Source organism: Microbacterium sp. LWH11-1.2 (assembly GCF_038397745.1).
Classification (GTDB): Bacteria; Actinomycetota; Actinomycetes; order Actinomycetales; family Microbacteriaceae; genus Microbacterium.
This window is the reverse complement of the sequence record NZ_CP151636.1, coordinates 3224969-3247295: the sequence shown is the minus strand read 5'-3', so window position 1 is coordinate 3247295 and position 22327 is coordinate 3224969. Positions and strand designations below refer to the sequence as shown.

General features: G+C 70.1%; 21 protein-coding genes. 14 read left to right on the top strand and 7 right to left on the bottom strand.

Annotated features, from left to right (window positions below; translation table 11 throughout):
* The first annotated feature begins 14 nt into the window (after window positions 1-14).
* The 6 genes from leuC (at window position 15) to MRBLWH11_RS15790 (ending at window position 6381) form a co-directional block, all read left to right on the top strand.
* Complete coding sequence (leuC, locus tag MRBLWH11_RS15815) at window positions 15-1472, top strand: 3-isopropylmalate dehydratase large subunit (RefSeq protein WP_341945505.1); 1458 nt, start codon at window positions 15-17, stop codon at window positions 1470-1472.
* 2 nt (window positions 1473-1474) lie between these two features.
* Window positions 1475-2071, top strand: a complete 597-nt coding sequence (leuD, locus tag MRBLWH11_RS15810; protein ID WP_341945504.1) for a 3-isopropylmalate dehydratase small subunit — start codon at window positions 1475-1477, stop codon at window positions 2069-2071.
* A 67-nt stretch (window positions 2072-2138) separates the two neighbouring features.
* Window positions 2139-3506 (top strand): UDP-N-acetylglucosamine 1-carboxyvinyltransferase, encoded by a 1368-nt coding sequence (murA, locus tag MRBLWH11_RS15805; protein ID WP_116635102.1) that lies wholly within the window; start codon window positions 2139-2141, stop codon window positions 3504-3506.
* On the top strand, window positions 3503-4267 hold the full coding sequence (locus tag MRBLWH11_RS15800) for a lysophospholipid acyltransferase family protein (RefSeq protein ID WP_116635101.1): 765 nt from the start codon (window positions 3503-3505) through the stop codon (window positions 4265-4267). The genes murA and MRBLWH11_RS15800 overlap by 4 nt, the downstream gene beginning before the upstream one ends.
* Window positions 4257-5393, top strand: coding sequence for an NAD(P)H-dependent glycerol-3-phosphate dehydrogenase (locus MRBLWH11_RS15795; RefSeq protein WP_116635100.1), 1137 nt, complete (start codon window positions 4257-4259; stop codon window positions 5391-5393). The genes MRBLWH11_RS15800 and MRBLWH11_RS15795 overlap by 11 nt, the downstream gene beginning before the upstream one ends.
* Window positions 5299-6381 carry a D-alanine--D-alanine ligase family protein gene (locus MRBLWH11_RS15790; protein WP_341945503.1) on the top strand — a complete coding sequence of 361 codons (1083 nt, stop codon included), beginning with the start codon at window positions 5299-5301 and terminating at the stop codon, window positions 6379-6381. The genes MRBLWH11_RS15795 and MRBLWH11_RS15790 overlap by 95 nt, the downstream gene beginning before the upstream one ends.
* Before the next feature lies 1 nt (window position 6382).
* On the opposite strand, the gene MRBLWH11_RS15785 is transcribed toward MRBLWH11_RS15790, so the two are convergent.
* Entirely contained in the window at window positions 6383-6865 is a 483-nt protein-coding gene (locus MRBLWH11_RS15785) for a DUF3515 domain-containing protein (protein WP_116635098.1), read from the bottom strand.
* A gap of 23 nt (window positions 6866-6888) precedes the next feature.
* On the opposite strand from MRBLWH11_RS15785, the gene thiL reads away from it, so the two are divergent.
* Window positions 6889-7884: a thiamine-phosphate kinase gene (gene thiL, locus MRBLWH11_RS15780; RefSeq protein ID WP_341945502.1), complete on the top strand. Its 996-nt coding sequence runs from the start codon at window positions 6889-6891 to the stop codon at window positions 7882-7884.
* On the opposite strand, the gene rsmD is transcribed toward thiL, so the two are convergent.
* Window positions 7854-8471, bottom strand: a complete 618-nt coding sequence (gene rsmD / locus MRBLWH11_RS15775) for a 16S rRNA (guanine(966)-N(2))-methyltransferase RsmD (RefSeq protein WP_341945501.1) — start codon at window positions 8469-8471, stop codon at window positions 7854-7856. The genes thiL and rsmD overlap by 31 nt on opposite strands.
* A gap of 61 nt (window positions 8472-8532) precedes the next feature.
* Between rsmD and MRBLWH11_RS15770 the strand changes: the two genes are divergently transcribed.
* The 6 genes from MRBLWH11_RS15770 (at window position 8533) to mutM (ending at window position 13660) form a co-directional block, all read left to right on the top strand.
* On the top strand, window positions 8533-10707 hold the full coding sequence (locus MRBLWH11_RS15770) for an ATP-dependent DNA helicase RecG (RefSeq protein WP_341945500.1): 2175 nt from the start codon (window positions 8533-8535) through the stop codon (window positions 10705-10707).
* A 60-nt stretch (window positions 10708-10767) separates the two neighbouring features.
* Window positions 10768-11265 (top strand): pantetheine-phosphate adenylyltransferase, encoded by a 498-nt coding sequence (gene coaD, locus MRBLWH11_RS15765; RefSeq protein WP_116635094.1) that lies wholly within the window; start codon window positions 10768-10770, stop codon window positions 11263-11265.
* Window positions 11266-11336: 71 nt separating this feature from the next.
* Window positions 11337-11885 carry a DUF177 domain-containing protein gene (locus MRBLWH11_RS15760; RefSeq protein WP_116635413.1) on the top strand — a complete coding sequence of 183 codons (549 nt, stop codon included), beginning with the start codon at window positions 11337-11339 and terminating at the stop codon, window positions 11883-11885.
* A gap of 2 nt (window positions 11886-11887) precedes the next feature.
* Window positions 11888-12097: a 50S ribosomal protein L32 gene (rpmF, locus tag MRBLWH11_RS15755; protein WP_116635093.1), complete on the top strand. Its 210-nt coding sequence runs from the start codon at window positions 11888-11890 to the stop codon at window positions 12095-12097.
* Between the two features lie 14 nt (window positions 12098-12111).
* On the top strand, window positions 12112-12804 hold the full coding sequence (gene rnc, locus MRBLWH11_RS15750) for a ribonuclease III (protein ID WP_341945499.1): 693 nt from the start codon (window positions 12112-12114) through the stop codon (window positions 12802-12804).
* Window positions 12797-13660, top strand: coding sequence for a bifunctional DNA-formamidopyrimidine glycosylase/DNA-(apurinic or apyrimidinic site) lyase (mutM, locus tag MRBLWH11_RS15745; protein ID WP_341945498.1), 864 nt, complete (start codon window positions 12797-12799; stop codon window positions 13658-13660). Before rnc ends, mutM begins: the two co-directional genes overlap by 8 nt.
* Before the next feature lie 11 nt (window positions 13661-13671).
* On the opposite strand, the gene MRBLWH11_RS15740 is transcribed toward mutM, so the two are convergent.
* From MRBLWH11_RS15740 to MRBLWH11_RS15720, 5 genes are all read right to left on the bottom strand, one after another.
* Window positions 13672-14994, bottom strand: a complete 1323-nt coding sequence (locus MRBLWH11_RS15740) for an FtsX-like permease family protein (RefSeq protein WP_341945497.1) — start codon at window positions 14992-14994, stop codon at window positions 13672-13674.
* Entirely contained in the window at window positions 14991-15686 is a 696-nt protein-coding gene (locus MRBLWH11_RS15735) for an ABC transporter ATP-binding protein (RefSeq protein WP_341945496.1), read from the bottom strand. The genes MRBLWH11_RS15740 and MRBLWH11_RS15735 overlap by 4 nt, the downstream gene beginning before the upstream one ends.
* Before the next feature lie 101 nt (window positions 15687-15787).
* A complete protein-coding gene (locus tag MRBLWH11_RS15730; protein ID WP_341945495.1) occupies window positions 15788-16867 on the bottom strand; it encodes a GNAT family N-acetyltransferase in 1080 nt (359 codons plus the stop codon).
* A complete protein-coding gene (locus MRBLWH11_RS15725; RefSeq protein ID WP_341945494.1) occupies window positions 16864-17952 on the bottom strand; it encodes a GNAT family N-acetyltransferase in 1089 nt (362 codons plus the stop codon). Before MRBLWH11_RS15725 ends, MRBLWH11_RS15730 begins: the two co-directional genes overlap by 4 nt.
* 14 nt (window positions 17953-17966) lie before the next feature.
* Window positions 17967-18248, bottom strand: coding sequence for a hypothetical protein (locus MRBLWH11_RS15720; protein ID WP_116635086.1), 282 nt, complete (start codon window positions 18246-18248; stop codon window positions 17967-17969).
* A 530-nt stretch (window positions 18249-18778) separates the two neighbouring features.
* Between MRBLWH11_RS15720 and smc the strand changes: the two genes are divergently transcribed.
* The gene (gene smc, locus MRBLWH11_RS15715; protein WP_341945493.1) at window positions 18779-22321 is read left to right on the top strand and encodes a chromosome segregation protein SMC; all 3543 of its coding nucleotides are present in this window, start codon (window positions 18779-18781) and stop codon (window positions 22319-22321) included.
* Window positions 22322-22327 lie beyond the last annotated feature (6 nt).

Here is a 22327-nt window from a genome sequence, read left to right as displayed (position 1 = left end):
TCAGGAGAAACGCAATGAGCACCCCCGCACCCGGTTCCGATTCCGCACGCCGCAGGACCCTGGCCGAGAAGGTCTGGGACGACCATCTCGTCGTCAAGGGCGAGAACGGCGAACCGGACCTCATCTACATCGACCTGCACCTCGTGCACGAGGTCACCAGCCCGCAGGCCTTCGACGGCCTGCGCAGCGAAGGCCGCCCCCTCCGCCGACTCGACCTCACGATCGCCACGGAAGACCACAACACCCCGACGTGGGAGATCGACAAGCCGATCGCCGACCTCACCAGTCGCACGCAGATCGAGACGCTGCGGCGCAACGCGGCCGAGTTCGGCGTGCGCCTGCACTCGCTGGGCGACGCCGAGCAGGGCATCGTGCACGTGGTCGGACCGCAGCTCGGCCTGACCATGCCCGGCATCACCGTCGTCTGCGGCGACTCGCACACCTCGACGCACGGCGCGTTCGGCGCCATGGCGTTCGGCATCGGCACGAGCGAGGTCGAGCACGTCATGGCCACGCAGACGCTGCCGCTCAAGCCCTTCAAGACCATGGCGATCACGGTCGAGGGCACGCTGCGCCCCGGCGTCACCGCCAAGGACATCATCCTCGCCGTGATCGCCAAGATCGGCACCGGCGGCGGTCAGGGCTACGTCCTGGAGTTCCGCGGCAGCGCGATCCGCGCGCTGTCGATGGAGGGCCGCATGACGATCTGCAACATGTCGATCGAGGCCGGCGCCCGCGCCGGGATGGTGGCGCCCGACGAGACGACGTTCGCCTACCTGGAAGGGCGCCAGCACGCGCCGAAGGGCCAGGACTGGGAGGATGCCGTCGCCTACTGGCGCACGCTGCCCACCGATGAGGGCGCGGTGTTCGACGCCGAGGTCTTCATCGACGCCGACGAGCTCGAGCCGTTCGTCACCTGGGGGACCAACCCGGGGCAGGGCAGCTCGCTGTCGGCATCCGTTCCGGACCCGGCCGAGATCGCCGATCCGAACGAGCGCGCCGCGGCGGAGCGCGCCCTGGAGTACATGGCCCTCATGCCGGGGACGCCGCTCAAGGAGGTGCCCGTCGACGCGGTCTTCATGGGCTCGTGCACCAACAGCCGCATCGAGGACCTGCGCGCCTTCGCCTCGATCATCGAGGGCAAGAAGAAGGCGGACGGCGTCCGTGTCATGGTCGTCCCCGGCTCCGCCCGCGTGCGGCTCGAGGCAGAGGCCGAGGGCCTGGACAAGATCATCACCGACTTCGGCGCCGAGTGGCGCTTCGCAGGCTGCTCGATGTGCCTCGGCATGAATCCGGATCAGCTCGCACCGGGGGAGCGCTGCGCGTCGACCTCCAACCGCAACTTCGAGGGCCGTCAGGGCAAGGGCGGGCGCACGCACCTCGTGTCGCCGCTCGTCGCGGCGGCGACCGCCATCCGCGGCACGCTGTCGAGCCCTGCCGATCTGCTCGTCACCATCGGAGAAGAGGCCTGATCATGGAGAAGTTCACCACGCACACCGGCATCGCGGCTCCGCTGAAGCGCTCCAATGTCGACACCGATCAGATCATCCCCGCCGTCTTCCTGAAGCGGGTCACCAAGACGGGCTTCGAGGATGCGCTCTTCCACGCCTGGCGTCAGGATCCGGAGTTCGTCCTCAACCAGGCGCCGTTCCAGGGGGCCTCGGTGCTCGTCGCCGGCTCCGATTTCGGAACCGGATCCAGCCGTGAGCACGCCGTCTGGGCGCTGCGCGACTTCGGCTTCAAAGTCGTGCTCAGCCCGCGATTCGCCGACATCTTCCGCGGCAACTCGGGCAAGCAGGGACTCCTCGCAGCGACCATCTCGGAAGAGGATCTCGAGCTGATCTGGGCCGAGATCGACCGGAATCCCGGGGCGCAGATCACCGTGGATCTCGAGGCGCGCACCGCCTCGATCGGCGACGTCCAGGCCGACATCGGGATCGACGATTACACTAGATGGCGGCTCCTCGAAGGGCTCGATGACATCGGGCTCACGCTGCGCAACGAAGACAAGATCGCGCAGTTCGAGGCCCGTTGCGAGTCGTGGCGGCCCCGAACCCTCCCCGTGCAGTGACACGGAGGGGGCGGGGGAGCCAGGGGCAACCCGCCCCCGAAATCCGTGGAATGAAGTGAGGCTCCGAATGACGACACCTGTGCGCGACGCTCTTCCGGACGGAGTCCCCGCTCTCACCGGAGACGTCCTCGCCATTCGAGGCGGCCGCCCGCTCAGCGGTCGCGTCGACGTCAAGGGGGCCAAGAACCTCGCGACGAAGGCGATGGTGGCCTCGCTCCTCGGCGAGACCGTCAGCGTGCTCCGCGACGTCCCCGCGATCAGCGACGTGGCCGTCGTCCGCTCGCTGCTCGAAGTGCACGGCGTCAACGTCTCCGACGGAGACGAGCCCGGCGCGCTGGTGTTCGACCCGAGCGACGTCGAATCGGCGCATTTCGAGGAGATCGACGCCCATGCCGGCGCCTCCCGGATCCCGATCCTCTTCTGCGGACCGCTGCTGCACCGTCTCGGTCAGGCGTTCATCCCCGACCTCGGCGGATGCCGCATCGGCGATCGCCCGATCGACTTCCACCTGGACGCGCTCCGCAAGTTCGGCGCCGTGGTCGAGAAGCTCCCCAGCGGCATCCGTCTCTCCACGCCGCACGGGCGTCTGCACGGGGCGAACATCCACCTCCCGTACCCGAGCGTCGGCGCCACCGAGCAGGTGCTGCTCACCGCCGTCCGCGCGGAGGGCACGACGGAGCTGCGCAACGCGGCCATCGAGCCCGAGATCATGGATCTCATCGCCGTTCTGCAGAAGATGGGCGCGATCATCTCCTACGAGCCCAACCGCGTCATCGTGATCGAGGGCGTCGAGAAGCTCCGCGGCTACGACCACCGCTCCATCTTCGACCGCAACGAGGCCGCGTCCTGGGCGTCTGCCGCGCTGGCGACCGACGGCGAGATCTTCGTCGGCGGAGCGAAGCAGCAGGAGATGCTCACGTTCCTCAACGTGTTCCGCAAGGCCGGCGGCTGGTTCGACGTCCAGGAGGACGGCATCCTCTTCCGTCGCGACGGCGACATCCAGCCCGTGGTCGTCGAGACCGACGTGCACCCCGGCTTCATGACCGACTGGCAGCAGCCGCTCGTGGTGGCGCTGACGCAGGCGCACGGCCGCTCCGTGGTGCACGAGACCGTGTACGAGAACCGGATGGGCTTCACCGACGCGCTGGTCAAGATGGGCGCCGACATCGTCGTGCACCCGCACGGCCTTCAGGCCGGTCCTCGTCGGGTTCCGCGTCGCGAGCTGGAGCAGGCCGCCGTCATCACCGGCCCGACCCCGCTGCACGGCGCCGACATCGTCGTCCCCGACCTCCGGGGCGGCTACAGCCACGTCATCGCCGCCCTCACCGCGACGGGCGAGTCGAAGGTCTCGGGCGTCGACATCCTCAGCCGCGGCTACGAGAAGTTCCTGGCCAAGCTCGACGCACTGGGCGCCGACTTCGACGTCATCCGGTGACGCGGGTGACTTCCCGATCGTCGGAGACGACGCGGCCGAGTGTGTTCTGGCCGCTCGCCGCGCTGGTGATCCCACCGGTCGCCCTGATCGCGAAGATCCGCGTCACGGGTGCGGAGAAGCTTCCGCAGGAGGGGTCCTTCGTCCTCGCTCCGAACCACTACTCCGAGTTCGATCCGCTGATCGTGTCCGTCGCCGTGTGGCGCATCGGCCGCGCCCCGCGGTTCATGGCCAAGGAGAGCCTCTTCCGTGTACCGGTGCTGGGGTGGTTCCTGAAGCGCACCGGCATGATCCCCGTGGCCCGCACGTCGTCCGCGGCGTCCGCGAAGCAGACCATGAAGCAGTCGGCCGAGCTCGTCGAGCACGGACGCGGCGTCATCGTGTACCCGGAGGGCACGCTCACGCGCGACCCCGAGCTCTGGCCGATGCGCGGCAAGTCCGGCGCGGTGCGACTGGCCCTCGCCGACGGCATCCCGCTGATCCCCATGGCGCAGTGGGGCACGCAGGCCATCATGGGCCGCTACCAGAAGGGCCTCAGCCTCTGGCCGCTGCGCAAGCCCGTGCAGGTGGTCATCGGCGATCCGGTCGACGTCTCCGACCTGCGCAGCCGCGCGGGTGAGCCGGCGGCGCTCAACGAGGCGACCACGCGTCTGATGGATGCGATCACCGCTCTGCTCGAGGAGCTGCGCGATGAGAAGGCGCCCGCGGAACGCTGGAATCCCGCGAGCCACGGCCAGAAGGAGACGGGTCGCCTTGACTCCTAAGAGACCCGCCGTCCCGATCGGCCCGCGGGCCACGGTCATCGGCGCCGGCAGCTGGGGCACCACCTTCGGCAAGATCCTCGCCGACGGCGGGGCGCAGGTGACGATGTGGGCACGCCGCGCCGAGCTCGCGCACGAGATCGACGAGGCCAAGCGCAACTCGCGATACCTGCCAGGCATCAACCTTCCCCGCTCGATGGCGGCGACGCATGAGCTGGCCACCTCGCTCGAGGGCGCGGAGCAGGTCTATCTCTCGGTGCCGAGCCAGTCGCTGCGTGAGAACCTCAAGGCGCTGCGCCCCCTGCTGGCCGACAGCGACGCCAAGATCGTCAGCCTGATGAAGGGCGTCGAGCGCGGCACCGGGCTGCGCATGAGCCAGGTCATCCAGCAGGAGCTGCGCTGCGATCCCGACCGCATCGCCGTGGCATCCGGGCCCAACCTGGCTCTGGAGATCGCCCGCGAGCAGCCGACCGCCGCCGTGATCTCCTCGCGCAGCCAGGAGACGGCGGAGATCGTCGCGAGGGCGGCGCGAAACAGCTACTTCCGCACGTTCGTGAACACCGACGTGATCGGCACGGAGTTCGGCGGTGTGCTGAAGAACCTGATCGCGGTCGCGATCGGCATCGTGGACGGCGTCGGCTACGGCGAGAACACCAAGGCCTCGATCATCACCCGCGGCCTCGTCGAGATGACCGACTTCGCCGTGGCGAACGGTGCGCACCCGGAGACGCTCCAGGGGCTCGCGGGTCTCGGCGACCTCATCGCGACCTGCCAGTCTCCGCTGAGCCGCAACAACACGGCCGGGCGCCTGCTCGGCCAGGGATACAGCTTCCAGGATGTCGTGAAGCAGATGCAGCAGACGGCGGAAGGCCTCGCCTCCGTCGCCCCTGTGCTGCAGCTCGCCCGCGAGTCCGAGGTGGACATGCCCATCGTCGAACAGGTGAAGATGGTGCTCGACGGGAAGATGGATCCCCGCGATATCGCACCCCACCTGACGACGGACGACGACACCCCCCAGGGTGAGAGGACCAACCATGGACAAGCAGACGGTGGTGGTGCTCTTCGGAGGGCGCTCCAGCGAGCATTCGATCAGTTCCGCAACGGCGGGGGGCGTGCTGGGAGCGATTGATCGCGACCGCTACTCCGTGATCCCGGTGGGGATCACGCGCGAGGGGGCATTCGTCCTCGAGGACGACGACCCCGCGAAGTTCCCGCTCGACGCGGCGCACCTTCCCGAGGTGGTCGACAACGGCACCCGCGTCCTGTGGCCGGAGCCGGGTGGCGACCGCACTCTGCGGGTCGTGCACCCCGACGGTGGCACCGAGGGGCTCGGCGAGATCGACGTGGTCCTGCCCATCCTGCACGGCACGCACGGGGAGGACGGGACGATCCAGGGCTTCTTCGACACCCTCGAGGTTCCCTACGCCGGCGGTGGAGTCCTCGACTCCGCGCTCTGCATGGACAAGCACTTCATGAAGATCGCGCTCCAGGCGGCCGGCATCTCCGTCGCGCCGGGCGTCACGGTCCGACGTCGGGAGTGGGACCAGGATGCCGCGCCGGTGCGCGCGAGCGCCGCAGACCTCGGCCTGCCGCTGTTCGTGAAGCCGGCGCGTGCCGGTTCGAGCGTCGGTGTCTCGAAGGTCGAGAGCCTGGACGAGCTGGATGCCGCTCTCGCGACCGCCTTCGCCGAAGACGACAAGGTGCTCATCGAGACCGGAGTGAGCGGCCGGGAGATCGAGGTCGCGGTGCTCGAGAGCGCCGACGGTGTGCGGGCGTCGCTTCCCGGCGAGATCGTGCTGACCTCTCGCGGGTTCTACGACTTCGAGGGGAAGTACCTCGGCGGCGACGGGGTCGACGTCGTCTGCCCGGCCGAGCTGACCGACGCCGAGGTCGCCGCGATCCAGGACGCCGGGATCCGCGCGTTCGAGGCCGTCGACGGGCGCGGTCTCGCCCGCGTCGACATGTTCCTGACGCCTGCGGGTGAGCTGGTCGTCAACGAGCTCAACACGATGCCCGGCTTCACGCCGATCTCGATGTTCCCGAAGTGCTGGGTGGCCTCCGGGCTGAGCTACGGCGATCTGATCACCGAACTGGTCGAGGCCGGGCTGCGGCGCTGATTCAGCCCGCGGGGAACTCGACCCGCTCGGTGCACTGCGCGGTCGCCGGGGAGAGCCCCGGCTGGATGCTGGACGAGATCGTGTCGACCACGGCCTGGAAGTCGATCTGCTCGCCGCGGCGGATGTTGACCTCGACGGCGGGTTCGCGGCCGTAGGTGACGAGCCGCTGGCGCTCCTCCTCCTGATCGAGGACGAGCCAATCGACGCCGCCGATCGTCGTGCACACGAGCGCGGACGGGGCGGGCGGCTCGACGCCGCAGCGCAGCACGATCGTCGGGTCGCCCCACGCGCCGGTCGCCTGAGCATCGGTCCAGACCCGGTCGAAGCCTCCGACGCTGTCCGGGAGCAGCACGGAGACCGCAGCGCAGCCGGGATCGTTCGCATCCTCGGCGGGTTCGAGATGCACGGTCGTGGAGCAGCCGGCGAGGGCCGCGGCCAGGATCACCGCACCTGCGACGGCTGCGAGGCGACGGGAACGGAGCATGCTTCCAGGCTACCTTTGACAGCATGCCCTCCCGACCCGCAGCCGACGACCCTGCCCTCGGAGATCTCTCGGAAGGCGCGATCCTCCGAGCGATCCTCACCCGCACCGCTCCGGGGACGTACACGCTCCTCGGGCCGGGTGACGATGCGGCTGTCGTCGCCGCGCCGTCGGGCAGCGTGGTGGCGACGACGGACACCCTCGTGCACGGACCGGACTTCCGGCTCGCCTGGTCCAACGGGTACGACCTCGGCTGGAAGGCGGCGGCGGTGAACCTCGCGGACATCGCGGCGATGGGCGCCCGCCCGACCGCGCTTCTCGTGGCCCTCGCCGTCCCGCGTGATCTGCGCCTGTCCTTCGTCGAGCGGCTCGCCGACGGGTTCCGTGAGGCCTGCGCGGCGTTGGCTCCCGGCTGCGCCGTGGTGGGCGGGGACCTCACGGTCTCCGATGTGCTGACCGTCGCGGTGACCGCGCTCGGCGATCTGGAGGGACGGGCGGCGGTGACCCGCTCCGGCGCCCGACCGGGCGACGTGGTCGCGGTCGCGGGCGAGCTGGGGCACGCCGCGCATGGCCTCGCCGTGCTGTTCGATCGGTTCCGTGACGGCGACGTGCCGGTCGCGATCGATCCGTCGAAGCTCGCCGCGGGGGAGAGCGCCGCGGTCGCCGCGCAGCTGCGTCCTTCTCCGCCGGTCGGACTCGGCCCGGTGGCCGCGACGGCGGGCGCGACCGCCATGATGGACATCTCCGACGGCCTGGCACTCGATGCGCGGCGGATGGCCGCGGCGTCGGGCGTGACGATCGCTCTCGACGGCGGGTCCCTCGGCGACGATCCGGATCGTGCGCTGGCGGGCGGCGAGGATCACGGTCTCCTCGCGACGTTCCCGGACGGCGTTCTCCCGCCCGGATTCCGGGTCATCGGCGAGGTGCGGGCCGCCGGCAGCGACGAGCTGCTGTGCGACGAGCACCCGGTGGACGTCTCCGGATGGGATCCCTATCGCGACTGGGACTCGGTCGCGGGCTGAGCGTCGATCCCGGGCTCCTCGTCCGGTGAGACCGGCTCCGCCCACCACAGCGCCGTGTCGCCGTAGGCCTTCTCGCGGAACAGCTCGAGGCCCGCTGCGGCGAAGTCAGGCGGTGTCGAGCGCCGAGCACGTTCGACGACGACGAGCGCCTGTGGCGAGAGCAGCGGCGCGAGGGCGACCAGGTCGGCCGTCATCGCCTCATCGTCGAGATCGTACGGCGGGTCGGAGAACACGAGGTCGAACGTGCCGGAGGCCCGCAGCAGGTAGGTGTGCACGGCCACCTCGTGCACGCGGACGGCCGCCGAACCGCCCGCCTTCGCCACGGTCACGGCGTTGCGGCGGATCAGCGCGGCCGCCTGGCGTCCGCGCTCGACGAGATCCGTGCTCGCCGCGCCGCGGCTGAGCGCCTCCAGCCCGAGGGCCCCGGATCCCGCATAGAGGTCCAGCACGCGCGCGCCGTCGATGGCATCCGCGGACTCCAGAGCGCCGAACAGGGACTCGCGCACCCGGTCGCTGGTCGGACGTGTGCCGGCGCCCGGCACCTCGAGTCGTGCTCCGCGTGCCCGTCCGGCGATGATCCTCGTCACCCGTTCACGATACGACAGACACGGCGTCCGAGGTGTCCGCGGGGTTCCCTAGACTCGGAGCATGCCGCTCACGCTCGATTCCTCGCTGGAGGAGGCCCTCGGCGCCGCCCCCGCGAAGACGCTGAACCGGGCCTTCGGCATGCAGTCGGTCGCAGACCTGGTCTCGCACTACCCCCGACGCTACGCCGATCCGGGGGAGCTCACGCCCATCCGCGACCTCCCCATCGGCGAGACCGTGACGATCGTGGCCGAGGTGCTCTCCTCGAGCTTCCGCCGCATGCGCAACCGCCAGGGGGCGATGGTCGATGTCGTGATCGGCGACGGCATCGGGCGCATGTCGCTGACGTTCTTCGCCAAGAACCTCGGCGCCGCCGAGTGGCGCTCGAAAGACCTCGCGGTCGGACGGCGCGGTGTGTTCTCGGGCAAGGTCGGCATGTTCAACGACGTCACCCAGTTCGCTCACCCCGAGTACGAGCTCTTCGACGACGAAGACGCGGCCCGGCGCCGGGCCGACGCGCGGGCGGCGGTGCTCATCCCGATCTACCCGGCGACCTCGACGCTGCAGACCTGGCAGATCGCGAAGTTCGTCGGACGGGTGCTCGACGACCTGACCGGCATCCCCGATCCGCTCCCGGAAGAGGTGCGCACCGGGGAGGAGCTGCTCACGGCCGCTGAGGCTCTCGAGCTCATCCACCGGCCGCGCACGCGCAACGACATCGATCCTGCCGTTCGCACCCTGCGGATGCATGAGGCTCTCACGCTGCAGACGGCCCTGCTCCAGCAGCGCGATGCGGTCCGCGCGCTCTCGGCCACCGCGCGCCCTGCGGAGCCCGGAGGCCTGCTGGAGCGTTTCGACGCCTCGCTGCCCTACGCGCTGACCCCTGACCAGCAGACAGTCGGCGACCAGGTCGCGCACGACCTGGTGGGCGCCTGGCCGATGAACCGCCTGGTCCAGGGCGAGGTCGGCTCCGGCAAGACGCTTGTCGCGCTGCGCGCGATGCTGCAGGTCGCCGAGAGCGGAGGGCAGGCCGCGCTGATCGCTCCGACCGAGGTCCTCGCCGGTCAGCACCTCCGCTCCATCGCGAAGATGCTCGGCCCGCAGCTCGCACCTCTCGTCATGCCGACGCTGCTCACCGGACAGCTCCCGGCCGCCGAACGCCGCAAGGCCGCGCTGCGCGTCGCGTCGGGGCAGTCGCTCATCGTCGTCGGAACGCACGCGCTGCTCGGCGAGAAGACGACCTTCGCCGATCTCGGCCTCGTGGTCGTCGACGAGCAGCATCGCTTCGGCGTCGAGCAGCGGGAGGCCCTGCGGGCGAAGGGCTCGAGCCCGCATGCGCTGGTGCTGACGGCGACCCCGATCCCGAGGACCGTGGCGATGACGGTCTTCGGCGACCTCGACACCTCTGTCATCCGGACGATGCCGGCCGGACGGGCCGGCATCGAGTCGTTCGTCGCTCCGCTCGCCGAGCATCCGGGGTGGTTCAACCGGGTCTGGGACCGCGCTGCCGAGGAGATCGCGCAGGGTCGGCAGGTCTTCGCCGTCTGCGCAGCGATCGACACCGCCAAGAAGACGGCGGAGCCGGGGGAGCAGTCCGCCCTCGCGCCCGAAGGTGCGGCAGGGCCGCGGTGGGGTGTGGTGCAGCTCGACGAGGCGCTCGCGACGCACCCGAAGCTGGGATCGCTCCGCCGGGCCGTGCTGCACGGCAAGATGCCCTCGGACGAGAAGGATGCCGTGATGCAGGCCTTCGCGCGCGGCGAGATCGACCTGCTGCTGGCGACCACGGTCATCGAGGTCGGTGTCGACGTTCCGAACGCCTCGACGATGATCGTCCTCGACGCCGACCGCTTCGGCGTCTCCCAGCTGCATCAGCTGCGGGGCCGGGTGGGTCGCGGCGGGGTGCCGGGGCTCTGTCTCCTGGTCACGGAGGCCGAGGCGGGTTCCGTCGCCCGCGAGCGCGTGGATGCCGTCGCGGCGACCCTCGACGGCTTCGCGCTGGCCGAGGTCGACCTCGAGCTGCGTGGCGAGGGCGATGTGCTCGGTGCGGCGCAGGCGGGCGTCCGATCGTCGCTCAAGCTGCTGCGCGTCGTGAAGGACGCGGGGCTCATCACCCGTGCCCGTGAGGTCGCCGAGCAGATCCTCTCGGCAGACCCCGGACTCGCGCGGCATCCGGGACTGCGCGAAGTGATCGGCCGCCGGGTGAGCGACGAGGACCGCGCCGCGCTGGCGAAGAACTGACGCGATCCGCGTGCCCTAGGCTGGAGCCATGCGATGCACGGAGCGACGGATGGAGTCCCAGTGAGCAGCCGGATCGCCGTCGTCCCCGGTTCTTTCGATCCGCCGACGCTGGGTCACCTCGACGTGATCCGTCGTGCCGCGAAGCTCTACGACGAGTTGCACGTGCTCGTCGTCCACAACCCCGGCAAGGAGGCGATGCTGCCCATCGCGCAGCGCCTCTCGCTCCTCGAGCGCTCGATCGCCGAAGACGGCATGGCCGGGACCATCGTGATCGGCTCCTGGAGCATGGGCCTTCTCGTGGACTACGCCCGCGACGTCGGAGCCGGGGTCCTGGTGAAGGGCATCCGCTCCCAGATCGACGTGGCGTACGAATCGCCGATGGCGATCGTCAACCGGCACCTGGCCGACATCGAGACCGTCTTCCTGCTTCCGGACCCGTCGCACGCGATGGTGTCGAGCTCGCTCGTGCGCCAGGTCGCGTCGCTCGGCGGCGACGTCACCCCGTTCGTCCCCCCGGCCGTCGCCGCATTCCTCGACACCGGCGCGCGCGGGATCTGACGACCGCTCACCGCCGCTCGTCCGGCCCGCTCGCAGACGGAGCCGGGTAGCATGGCGTGGTGCGATCTCGACTGAACGGCCCTTTCGTCCTTCCCGTCCGCGACATCGTCCGACGCCCGGGGGAGATGCGTGAACACGAGTTCACGGTGAGTCTCGCCGAACCCTGGGGCGAGGGGATCGTCCGGTACGAGGCGGGTTCCGACCTCGACATCGACGTGCGTCTCGAGTCGGTCCACGAGGGGATCCTGGTCTCCGGAACGGCGGAGGCGGAGTACGCCGGAGTGTGCGGAAGATGCCTCATCGACATCACTCAGCCTGTCGAAGTCGAGTTCCAGGAGCTTTTCGCGTATCCTGGTGAGGAAGAAACTGACTTCGAGGTTCAAGACGACCACGTGGATCTTGAAACTCTCGTCAGGGATGCGGCCGTGTTGTCGCTTCCATTTCAGCCGGTGTGTCAGCCGGACTGCCCGGGTCTCGACCCGAAAACGGGCGAAAGGCTGACCGTGAGCACCGGGACGGAGCAGGCCGCTCCCATCGATCCTCGATGGAGCGCGCTCCAGCAGATCACAGACCAAGACGGCAAGGCATCGAGCCGCGCCGCCGAGAAAGAAGAGAGCTAGTCATGGCTGGTAACCCCCCGAAGCGCAAGGTCTCCCGTTCGAACACCCGCTCGCGCCGCGCGCAGTGGAAGGCGGCGCCCGTCGCCCTCGTGAAGACGATCGAGAACGGCAAGACCGTCTACAGCCGTCCCCACCAGGCGAAGGTCGTCACCGACTCGCAGGGCACCGAGCTCTTCCTGGAGTACAAGGGCCGCAAGGTCGCCGACGTCTGAGTCGCGAACTCATCGTGACGGAGGTCCCCGGGGGGACGAGACCTCTCCCAGTCAAGCTCCGCGTCGACATCGACGCGGAGCTTCTGGAGTTGGCGCTCACCCATCGCTCGTACGCGTACGAGCACGGCGGCATCCCGCACAACGAGCGCCTGGAGTTCCTCGGCGACTCGGTGCTCGGCCAGGCCGTCACGGTCATGCTGTTCACCACGCACCCCGATCTGGATGAGGGCGAGCTGGCGAAGCGCCGCGCGAGCGTCGTGTCGACCGTCGCCCTCGCCGAGGTGGCCCGCGGCATCGATCTGGGCAGCCACCTCCGGCTCGGTCGTGGCGAGGAGCAGACCGGCGGTCGCGACAAGGACTCGATCCTCGCCGACACAATGGAAGCCGTCATCGGCGCCACCTATCTGTCGGCGGGCCCCGAGGCCGCGACCGAGCTCGTGCTCCGCCTGACCGAGCCGCTGCTCGCCGATCCCGAGCGCTACGGCGCGGCGATGGATCCGAAGACCAGTCTTCAGGAGCTCGCCGCTCGTTCCGGGGCCACGCCGCCGCAGTACTCGGTCGTGGCCAGCGGGCCCGATCACGATCGACGCTTCACCGCGACGGTCGAGGTGGGCGACATCCGCATGACCGGCACCGGCAGCAGCAAGAAGACCGCCGAGATGGCGGCCGCGCTGAGCGCCTGGCGCACACTGAACGAGCGTGCCTGAGCTTCCCGAGGTCGAGGTCGTCCGCGCAGGTCTCGCGCCTGCGGCGATCGGTTCTCTGATCACCGCGGTCACCGTCCTCGACGAGCGGGCGCTGACACGGCATCCGGCCGGCGCGGCCGATTTCGTCGGACGTCTCGAGGGGCGCAGGTTCTCTGCGGCATCCCGGCGCGGGAAGTTCCTCTGGCTCCCGCTCGACGATGCGGAGTCCGCGCTGATCGCGCATCTCGGGATGAGCGGGCAGATGCTGCTGCGCGCACCGGATGCCGCCGCGGAGCGCCATGAGCGCATCCGCATCGATCTCGAGCATCCGCAGCACGGCGAGCTCGCGATCGTCTTCTCGGACCAGCGGACGTTCGGATCCCTCGCGGTCGACACCCTGATCCATGACGGCTCGTCCCTGATCCCGACGCAGGTCGGCCACATCGCCCGGGATCCGATCGACGACGCGTTCGACGACGAGCGCTTCCGGCAGGCTCTCGCCCGCAAGAACAGTGCGATCAAGCGGGTGCTCCTCGACCAGAACGTGGTCAGCGGCATCGGCAACATCTACGCCGACGAGGCGCTCTGGGCGGCGCGCATCCATCCGGAGACACCGGCGAGCCGCCTGTCCACACCGGCGGTTCATCGGCTTCTCGCCGAGGTGCGCGCGGTCCTCGCGAAGGCACTCGCCGAGGGCGGAACGAGTTTCGACGCGCAGTACGTCAACGTGAACGGGCAGGCCGGGTACTTCGCGCACTCCCTCAACGCCTACGGTCGCGGTGGTCAGCCGTGCCCGCGCTGTGGGACGCCGATCCGCCGGGCGGCGTTCATGAACCGCTCCTCGCACTTCTGCCCGACCTGCCAGCGCCGCCGCTGACCGCGGCAACGTCACGCTGCGTGGAACGCCCCGTTCAGCAGCGGACGCGTGGCCCAGGTGCTCGCCCAGACGACGCCGATGCCCACGGCGACGATGGCAGCGATCGTCAGGAGCGAGAGCGGTGCCGTGATGAGGGCGATGCCCACGAGCGGGAACACGACGACGGCCGCGCACAGCGCCGATCCGATCGCCGTCACCAGCAGCGGCGACATGATGGCCCGACGTCGCGCCCGATCGACCGTCTCCAGCGGCATTCCCAGGTGGTGCAGGCTGCGGTGGAGCTCTCGCTGATCCAGCACGTCGGATGCCTGGTTGACACCGACGGATGCCGCCACCATGAGGAACGAGCCGATGAGCGTGACGACGAGCCCGGTGCGGATGTCGTCCGCCAGGGCGATGTCCGACGCGGTCGCCCCCTCGCCGCCCATGACGTCCAGGAGTGCGACGCCCGTGCCCGCGAACACGGCCATGAACGCGGCCATCGCGATCCCGCCGACCTGGCGCCACGCCGCCTTGGGGGAGTCGAGGACGATGCGCGCGGCGAGCAGGCGCTCCGGCTTCTCCGCGCGACGCAGCTGTCGGGACGCCGAGACCTTGAGGACCCACGGGCCGACGACATTCAGCACGGCGAGCACGGCGCCGAAGAGCCCGGCGAGCACCGCGATGGTCGCGACGAGGCTTCCGACCGAGGGGAAGACCTTGATCAGGACGAAGGCGATCGCGATGGCGCCGACGGCGATGACCGCGCGGATCCAGTGCACGCTCGAGACGGTGGCTCGCGTCCGGACTCCCAGCGGCGAGATCACGACACGGCGGAGTCCGACGATCGCGCTGCCCGCCGCCAGCACGAGAACGCCCCCGAGAACGGCGAGGATGTGCAGCGGAGACAGGACGACCGCGCCGAAGCCGAGCGGTTCTCCGCGGAACGGGATCATCCCCACCAGCGGACTGATCGCCAGATGGCCGAGGATGCCGGCGAGCGCTCCGGCTCCGGCGACCAGCACCGACTCGGTGACGGTCGCGACGGTGACTCCGGCGGGGGAGACTCCGAGGAGCCGGAGCGTGGAGAGCCGCTCGTCGCGACGACGTGCGGAGAGACGCGCCGCCGCGCCGCCGAGCGACAGGAGCGGGACGACGAGAAGCACCAGCGCGATCGCGGCCAGCGCCTGGTACAGGGGCGCGTACTCGTCGGTCCACCCCCAGAACGACTGCGCGCCGCCGATCACGGTCAGCACGAGCGTGGTGACGATGCCGAAGGCCACGACCGGCAGGGCCAGGACGCTGTTCTGACCGGGAGCGGGGCGGAGGAGCAAGGCGAGCACGTTGGCGTTCATGCGGACACCGCCGAGGCGACGATGCGTCCGTCGCGCACCGCGATCGTGCGGGTGCAGCGTGCGGCGACCTCGGGGTCGTGGGTCACGACGACGAGCGTGCGACCCTGTCCGGTCGTCGACCAGAGCAGCGCGTCCATGACCTCGGCCGACGTCTGGGAGTCCAGCGCACCGGTGGGCTCGTCGGCGAAGACGAGCTCCGCGCCGGTCGCCTGGGCACGGGCGATCGCCACGCGCTGCGCCTGACCACCGGAGAGCTCGCCGATCCGGCGATCCTCCATGCCGGCGAGCCCGAGCGCAGCGAGCCATGCGGCCGCATGCTGCACGGCATCCTGTCGACGGATCCCGTTGATCATCGAGGCCAGTGCGACGTTCTCGACGGCGGTCAGCTCGGGGATCAGCAGTCCCTGCTGGAAGACGAAGCCGAAGCGCTCGCGACGGAGCCGGGAGCGGGCGGACTCTCCCAGCGCGGTCACCTCCACTGCGGCACCCTCGGCGGGGCGGAAGGTCACGGTGCCGGCATCCGGTGAGACGATGCCGGCCAGCACATGCAGCAGCGTCGTCTTGCCCGACCCCGAGGCTCCCATGATCGCGACGGACTCGCCGCGGTGGACCGCGAGGTCGACGCCGGCGAGGGCACGGGTCGAACCGAAGTTCTTGGTGAGGGCGTGGGATTCGATGACGGGGATGTTCATGCTTCCAGCCTCGTCATCGGCCTCGCCGCCGTCGTCCGTCAGGCGGATGAGGGAGCGGGCCCGACGTCATCCCGGAGAATGAGATCGGGCCCGCAACCGCGTCAGATCCTCTTCTGCCACGCTCCCGCGTAGGACACCGGCACGAAGCCGATCGCCTCGTTGATGCTCAGCATCGGCCGGTTCTCCTCGGCGTTGAACGTGGAGACGACCGGCGACGACGGCATCCGCTCCCGCCAGCGGATCAGGTTCGCGCACTTGACGATCATCCCGAGCCGGTGGCCACGATGCTCGCGCGAGACCAGCGTCCCGAACTGGTGCGTGACGCCTCCGCGATCGGCGCCGATCAGCAGCTCGTTGTACGCGACGAGCTCCCCGGTCGGCACGTGCTGGACCGCCGCCACGGACATCGTCTGCCCTGCGCCGGTGAACCGGGCCTCGCGACGGATCACCCGATCCGCGTCCCACTCCTCGGCGACGAAGTCCATCTCGCCGCTCGGCGCATCCGTCGACAGGCGCGCGAGGACGGCGGCGAAGCCGTCGCGGAGCTCGGGCGGCGTCGGCAGCATCCATTCGACGAGCCGGTAGTCGGCGCCGGCGAAGGACTGCGCGTCCGCGAGTGCCCGGCGCAGCGGCTCCGGGTCCTGGCGCAGGTCGAACTCGCTGTTGCGCTCCACCTGCTCGAGCGTGAAGCCGCGCTCCTCGAGCAGATCGCTGAGCGGGATCGCGGGCACCCGGCCCCAGCCGGTGCGTGGAACCAGCATGCGCTCGGCCTCTTCCGGGCGGTGCAGGGACCAGATCTGCAGGACGCGGCGGCCCTGTGCGCGCGCTTCGTCCTCCGCCCGCGAGAGCAGGGCATCCTCGACGCCGTGTCCCCAGTGCTCCGCCGGGACGAGCACGTCGATCTCCGCGGCATGCGCCTCGACCTCCTGCGCGAAGGACACCGTCACCATCCCGAGGATCCGGTCGCCCGAGCGCGCGACGTATCCGGTCTGCAGCGCATCGGTGCTGTCGTGCCACGCCGGCAGCATCTGCGCGGCATCCGGAGCGAGATCGGGCAGCCCGACGGCCTCGTCGCAGACGAGCCGGTTGAGCTCGCCGTAGGCCAGGAAGTCCGCGGCATCGGCATCATCGAGCGAGCGCGGAGCGGTGAGCGGAGTGATCGTCATTGCGATCGTGGTCATGTCAGTTCCTTCTTCCAGGCGCCCTCGTAGGCGGTGGGGGCGAAGCCCATGGCCTCGTTGATGGAGAGCATCGGCCGGTTCTCCTCGGCGTTGTAGGTGATCACGCTCGGCGAGCGAGGGGCGATCTCGAGCCATTCGAGCAGCGCGGCGCACTTCACCAGTTGACCGAGACGGTGGCCGCGGTGCTCCCGGAGCACGAGCGTGTCCTCCTGATGGGTGACCGCGTCCGCGTCCGGACCGATGGCGAGCTCGGTGAACGCGCTGAGCTCGCCGGATGCGATGTGCTCCGCGGCGGTGACCAGCACCGTTCGGCCCATCTCGGCGATCCGTCGCTCGCCCTCCTGCAGACGATCGACGTCCCACGTCTCCTCATCCGTCTCGATCCCGGCCGAGGGTGCGTCGGTGGACATGCGCGACTTCATCCACGCGTACCCGGCGGCCCGATCGGCGGGCGTCGGAAGAGTCCACTGCACGACGCGATAGTCGGTGGAGGCTGAGCGCGCCTGATCGAGGAGGTCGCGCGCCCTCTGGATCGTCTCCGGGGAGAGCGTCAGATGGCTCACTCGATAGACCTGCTCGAGGCGGTAGCCGTGGCGGAGGAGGAACCGGGAGACATGATCCTCCGGAACGCTGCCGAAGCCGGTCGGCGCGGAGATGCGCGGGCCGTCGCTCGGCTGCTGCTCGAGCCACTCCTGAAGCACGGAGCGCCCATGCTCGCGGGCGACGGTCTCCAGGTGGGGAAGCACCGCGCTGCCGATCCCGCGACCCCAGACGTGCGGTCGCAGCTCGATCGAGACGATCGCGACACGCGAGCCTTCCTCGTGGGGGATGTTCACGACGGCGCGTCCGACGATCTCCTCGCCGATGCGCACGGCCCACACGAAAGTGGAGCGCTCCTTCCGGGACCGGAGGATCGGCAGCAGCGCCTCGGGCGTGAGGTCGTCCTCGGATCGGCCGGTGATCTCGCGGTAGACGAGGTTGCGGACGCGGGCGAGCTCGCGGAACTCGCCCGCGTCCGCTGCGTCCGCTCGTGCCGGGAGCACAAGCGGACGCAGGGTCGCGCCTGCGGTGAGAGGGATGTCCATGTGGCGAACTCCGATCAGCGCATGCTGCGCTGCAGGTCGTAGGCCAGCAGCGCGTAGGTCTCCGCGGCGGAGCGCTCGCGCTCCCCGAGGATCAGTGAATCAGCGGGCGGGAGGTGCAGCTTCCGGCGTTCGCGCCGGGGACGCTGCGCCCTCTGGAGCAGCCAGAGGCCGATCCGGAGGGAGAGACGATCCGCGAGCGCGAGGCGGCGCAGTTCGTCGGGGCGGGGGATCTGGAGGACCTGCCGGTCCTCGGTATCGGGCGGGTGGGTGATGCCGCGGTGCAGCGTCGTATTCACGATGATTCCTTCGAGATGAATGGTGGATGGGTGTGCGGATTCGTCGTCGAGAGGCCGCGATGGCGGTCGGGGACGGCGAGGAAGGATGCGACGCCTCGGGGTCGCGAGAAGCGGACGCCGAGAGTGGCGGGAGATCCGTGATCTGCGAGCAGATCAGAGGGTGGGGCGCGGGTGAACCGGCGAGAAGGGAGCCCGGTACGGGCCGGAGTTCTCGAGCTGTGGTTCTATGCGAACGCGCTGAAGCGGACGCCGGCGGTCACCGAGTACGCAGGGCGCGGCGCAGAGTGCGCGGGCGCGGCGAGGCCTGTGGCCTGTGCGTTGAGCTGAATGAACATCATCGGTAACCTCCTTTCGTGTGGCGATCCGGAGGACACGGTAGCGAAGGATCGCCGAGGTCGTCAAGCACATCCGCCGTCTCCCGGCGTGTCGCCGCCGGCGCGGGTTCATCGCCCGCCCGCGCGGGATGACGGCCGATCGGCGCGATTCCGGTAGCGTAGCGGCGTGATTCTCCCCGGACGAGCGGTGCCCGCATGCATCTGAAGAGCCTGACGCTCAAGGGGTTCAAGTCGTTCGCCCAGCCGACCAGTTTCGTGTTCGAGCCGGGCGTCACCTGCATCGTCGGCCCGAACGGATCGGGCAAGTCGAACGTCGTCGACGCGCTCGCCTGGGTCATGGGGGAGCAGGGCGCCAAGACGCTCCGCGGCGGCAAGATGGAAGACGTCATCTTCGCCGGTACTTCGACTCGAGGACCCCTCGGGCGCGCGGAGGTCCAGCTCACGATCGACAACGCCGACGGCGCGCTCCCCATCGAGTACGCCGAGGTGACGATCAGCCGGACCCTCTTCCGCAACGGCTCGAGCGAGTACGCGATCAACGGGGAGAGCTGCCGGCTGCTCGATGTGCAGGAGCTGCTGAGCGACTCGGGTCTCGGACGCGAGATGCACGTCATCGTCGGACAGGGGCGCCTCGACACCGTCCTGCAGGCGTCGCCCGAGGATCGTCGTGGCTTCATCGAAGAGGCCGCCGGCATCCTGAAGCACCGTCGCCGCAAGGAGAAGACCCTCCGCAAGCTCGACGCCATGGAGGCGAACCTCACGCGCCTCAGCGATCTGGCGGGCGAGATCCGGCGTCAGCTCAAGCCCCTGGGCCGGCAGGCGGAGATCGCTCGCGAGGCGCAGACCATCGCGGCGGTGGTCCGCGACGCGAAGGCACGCATCTTCGCGGATGACGTCGTCGCGCTGCGCACGGCGCTGGCCGACCACACGCGCACTGAGCACGAGCGCCACACGGAGCGTCTGGTGCTGTCCGACCAGGCCGAGACCGTGCGCGCGAGCATCGCCCGCCTCGAGCAGGACCAGAACTCCGTCGCGGTCGATCAGGCGCGGAGTGTGGCATTCGGGCTCGAGCAGGTCCAGGAGCGGATGCGCGGTCTCTACACGCTCGCGAACCAGCGCCTCGCGTTGCTGGGCTCCGAGGAAGACGATGCGGCCGTCACTGCGGTGACGGTGACGCAGAGCACGATCGACGAGGCGCGCGAGGAGATCGATCTGATCTCCGCCGGACTCGGCGATGCGCAGGACGCGGCTGCAGCGGCGAGCCGGGAGGTTGTGCACGCCCGCGCCGAGCTGGACACACTCGACGTCGACATCGCGGAGCAGAGCGCTCTCGTCTCGGAGTACGACATGCGGCTCTCGACGCTGCGCGGTACCGCGGATGCGGCGGCGTCGGCGCTGGCGGCCGTGCGAGGCGCGGTGCTGCGGCAGGAGAACGCGCTGGAGGCCGCGAACGTCCGACGACGCGAGGCGACGGAGGCGCTCGACGCGATCGATGATGCCGAGGCTCCCGAGGGGACCGCCGTCGAGCATGCTGCCGCGTACGACAGCGCGCAGCGGGCCTCCTCGACGGCCGAAGCCGAGCGTGAGGCGCTGCGGGAGCGGCTGCACGCCGCCGAGCGCGAGGTCGACTCGCTGACGGCGAAGGCGGCGGCGCTGAGCAGCGCGCTCGCGCTGTCCGGTGGCGCGGCGGAGATCGTCAAAGCCGGCGGAGCCGGTGTGCGCGGACTCGTCGGCGACGCGGTGCAGGTGCGCTCCGGCTTCGAAGCGGCCATCGCGGCCGTCCTCGGTTCGCTCGCAGAAGGCGTGTTGATCGACTCGTCAGCCGAGGCCTTCGCGGCGGCCGCGGAGGCCGCCGAGCAGCGTCGCGGCGTCGTGGACTTCGTCGTGGCCGACGCCCTGCGTCCGATCGTCGATCTGCCCGCGATCGACGGGATCACGCCGGCGACCGAGACCGTCACCGCTCCCGACGGGGTGCTGGGCATCCTGTCGCACGTGCTCATCGCCGCCGATCTCGATGCGGCGCGAGCAGCGCGCGCAGCCCTGGACACCGCCGGCGACGTCACGACCACCATCGTCACGCTCGGTGGCGACGTGGTCACCGCTCAGACCCTGCGGACCGGATCGGGAGGCGAGAGGTCTCGCCTGGAGCTCGCGGCCGAGCGCGATGCGGCGAAGGAGCGGCTCTCCGAGATCCAGATCGTCGTCGATTCTCTGCGGGAAGCGCGGGAAGACGCGAACGAAGCCGTCGAGACGACCCGTCGTCAGGCGAAGGATGCGCTGCGGGCCCTTCGCGAGCACGACGCCGCCCTGGCAAGCCACGCGGAGCAGGTGAACCGGATCACGGTGCGGCATGAGTCGGCCGTGGCGGAGTGCGAGCGGCTCGAGTCCGGGCTCGCCCAGGCGCAGGCGGCCGTCGCCGATGCCGAGGCGAAGGCGCAGGCCGCCAAGGACGAAGTGGACGCGGCGATCGCCGCGCCGCGTCCGGTCCTCGACGCGACGGCACGCGACGGCCTGCTCGAAGCACTCGAGGCTGCTCGGGAGGACGAGGTCCGTGCCCGACTGGAGATCGAGACGCTCCGCGAGCGGGTGCGCGCCGCGCAGGCACGGGTGACGAGCCTCGAGCGCCAGCGCGAACAGGAGCGCGACGCCGCCGCAGAGGCGGCACGCAGAGCGGTCATCCGTCGCACGCAGCGCGAGGCGGCATCCGGTGTCGCCGAGGAGCTGCCCCGCATCCTCGACTCGCTCGATCGATCTGTCACCGAAGCGCGTATCGCGCTCGGCGAGGCGGAGTCCGCGCGCTCGGCGCAGAACGAGGAGCTCGTGGCGCTGCGCGCGCAGGAGACGTCCTTGCGGGAGCGGCTGGCCGGACTCACGGAGAGCGTGCACGGGCTCGAGCTCCAGATCCACGAGAAGAAGCTGCACCTCAACAGCCTGCTCGAGCGCGTGTCGTCGGAACTCGCCCTCGACGAAGATATTCTCATTGCGGAATATGGACCGGATCAGCTGGTTCCTCGCGATCCCGGCGTCACGCCCGCCGACGGTGAGCTCATCGACGACACGGCCATCCCCTTCGATCGACGTATCCAGCAGCGCCGTCTCGGTGAGGCCGAACGCAAGCTCGCGCAGCTCGGGCGCGTCAACCCGCTCGCTCTCGAGGAGTTCGCCGCGCTGGAGCAGCGGCATGCCTTCCTCACCGAGCAGCTGGCCGATCTCACGCAGACGCGCCAGGACCTGCTGACGATCATCGGCGACCTCGACGAGCGCATGCAGACGATCTTCGCGAGCGCCTTCGAAGACACGAAGGAAGCCTTCGGCCAGGTGTTCCCGCTGCTGTTCCCCGGTGGATCGGGAAGCATCAGCCTCACCGATCCGGACAACATGCTGACCACGGGCATCGAGGTCTCGGTGCGTCCGGTCGGCAAGAAGATCGAGAGGCTGTCTCTGCTCTCCGGCGGCGAGCGCTCTCTCGCGGCCGTCGCTCTGCTCGTCGCGATCTTCAAGGCGCGCCCGAGTCCGTTCTACATCCTCGACGAGGTCGAGGCCGCCCTCGACGACGCCAATCTCGGACGGCTCCTGACGGTCTTCGAACAGCTGCGCGAGAGCTCGCAGCTGCTGGTCATCACCCACCAGAAGCGCACGATGGAGATCGCGGACGCCCTGTACGGCGTGTCGATGCGCCAGGACGGCGTGTCCGCGGTGGTCGGACAGCGCGTCGGCGACCGCGCGGCCGCGAGCTGATCCGCT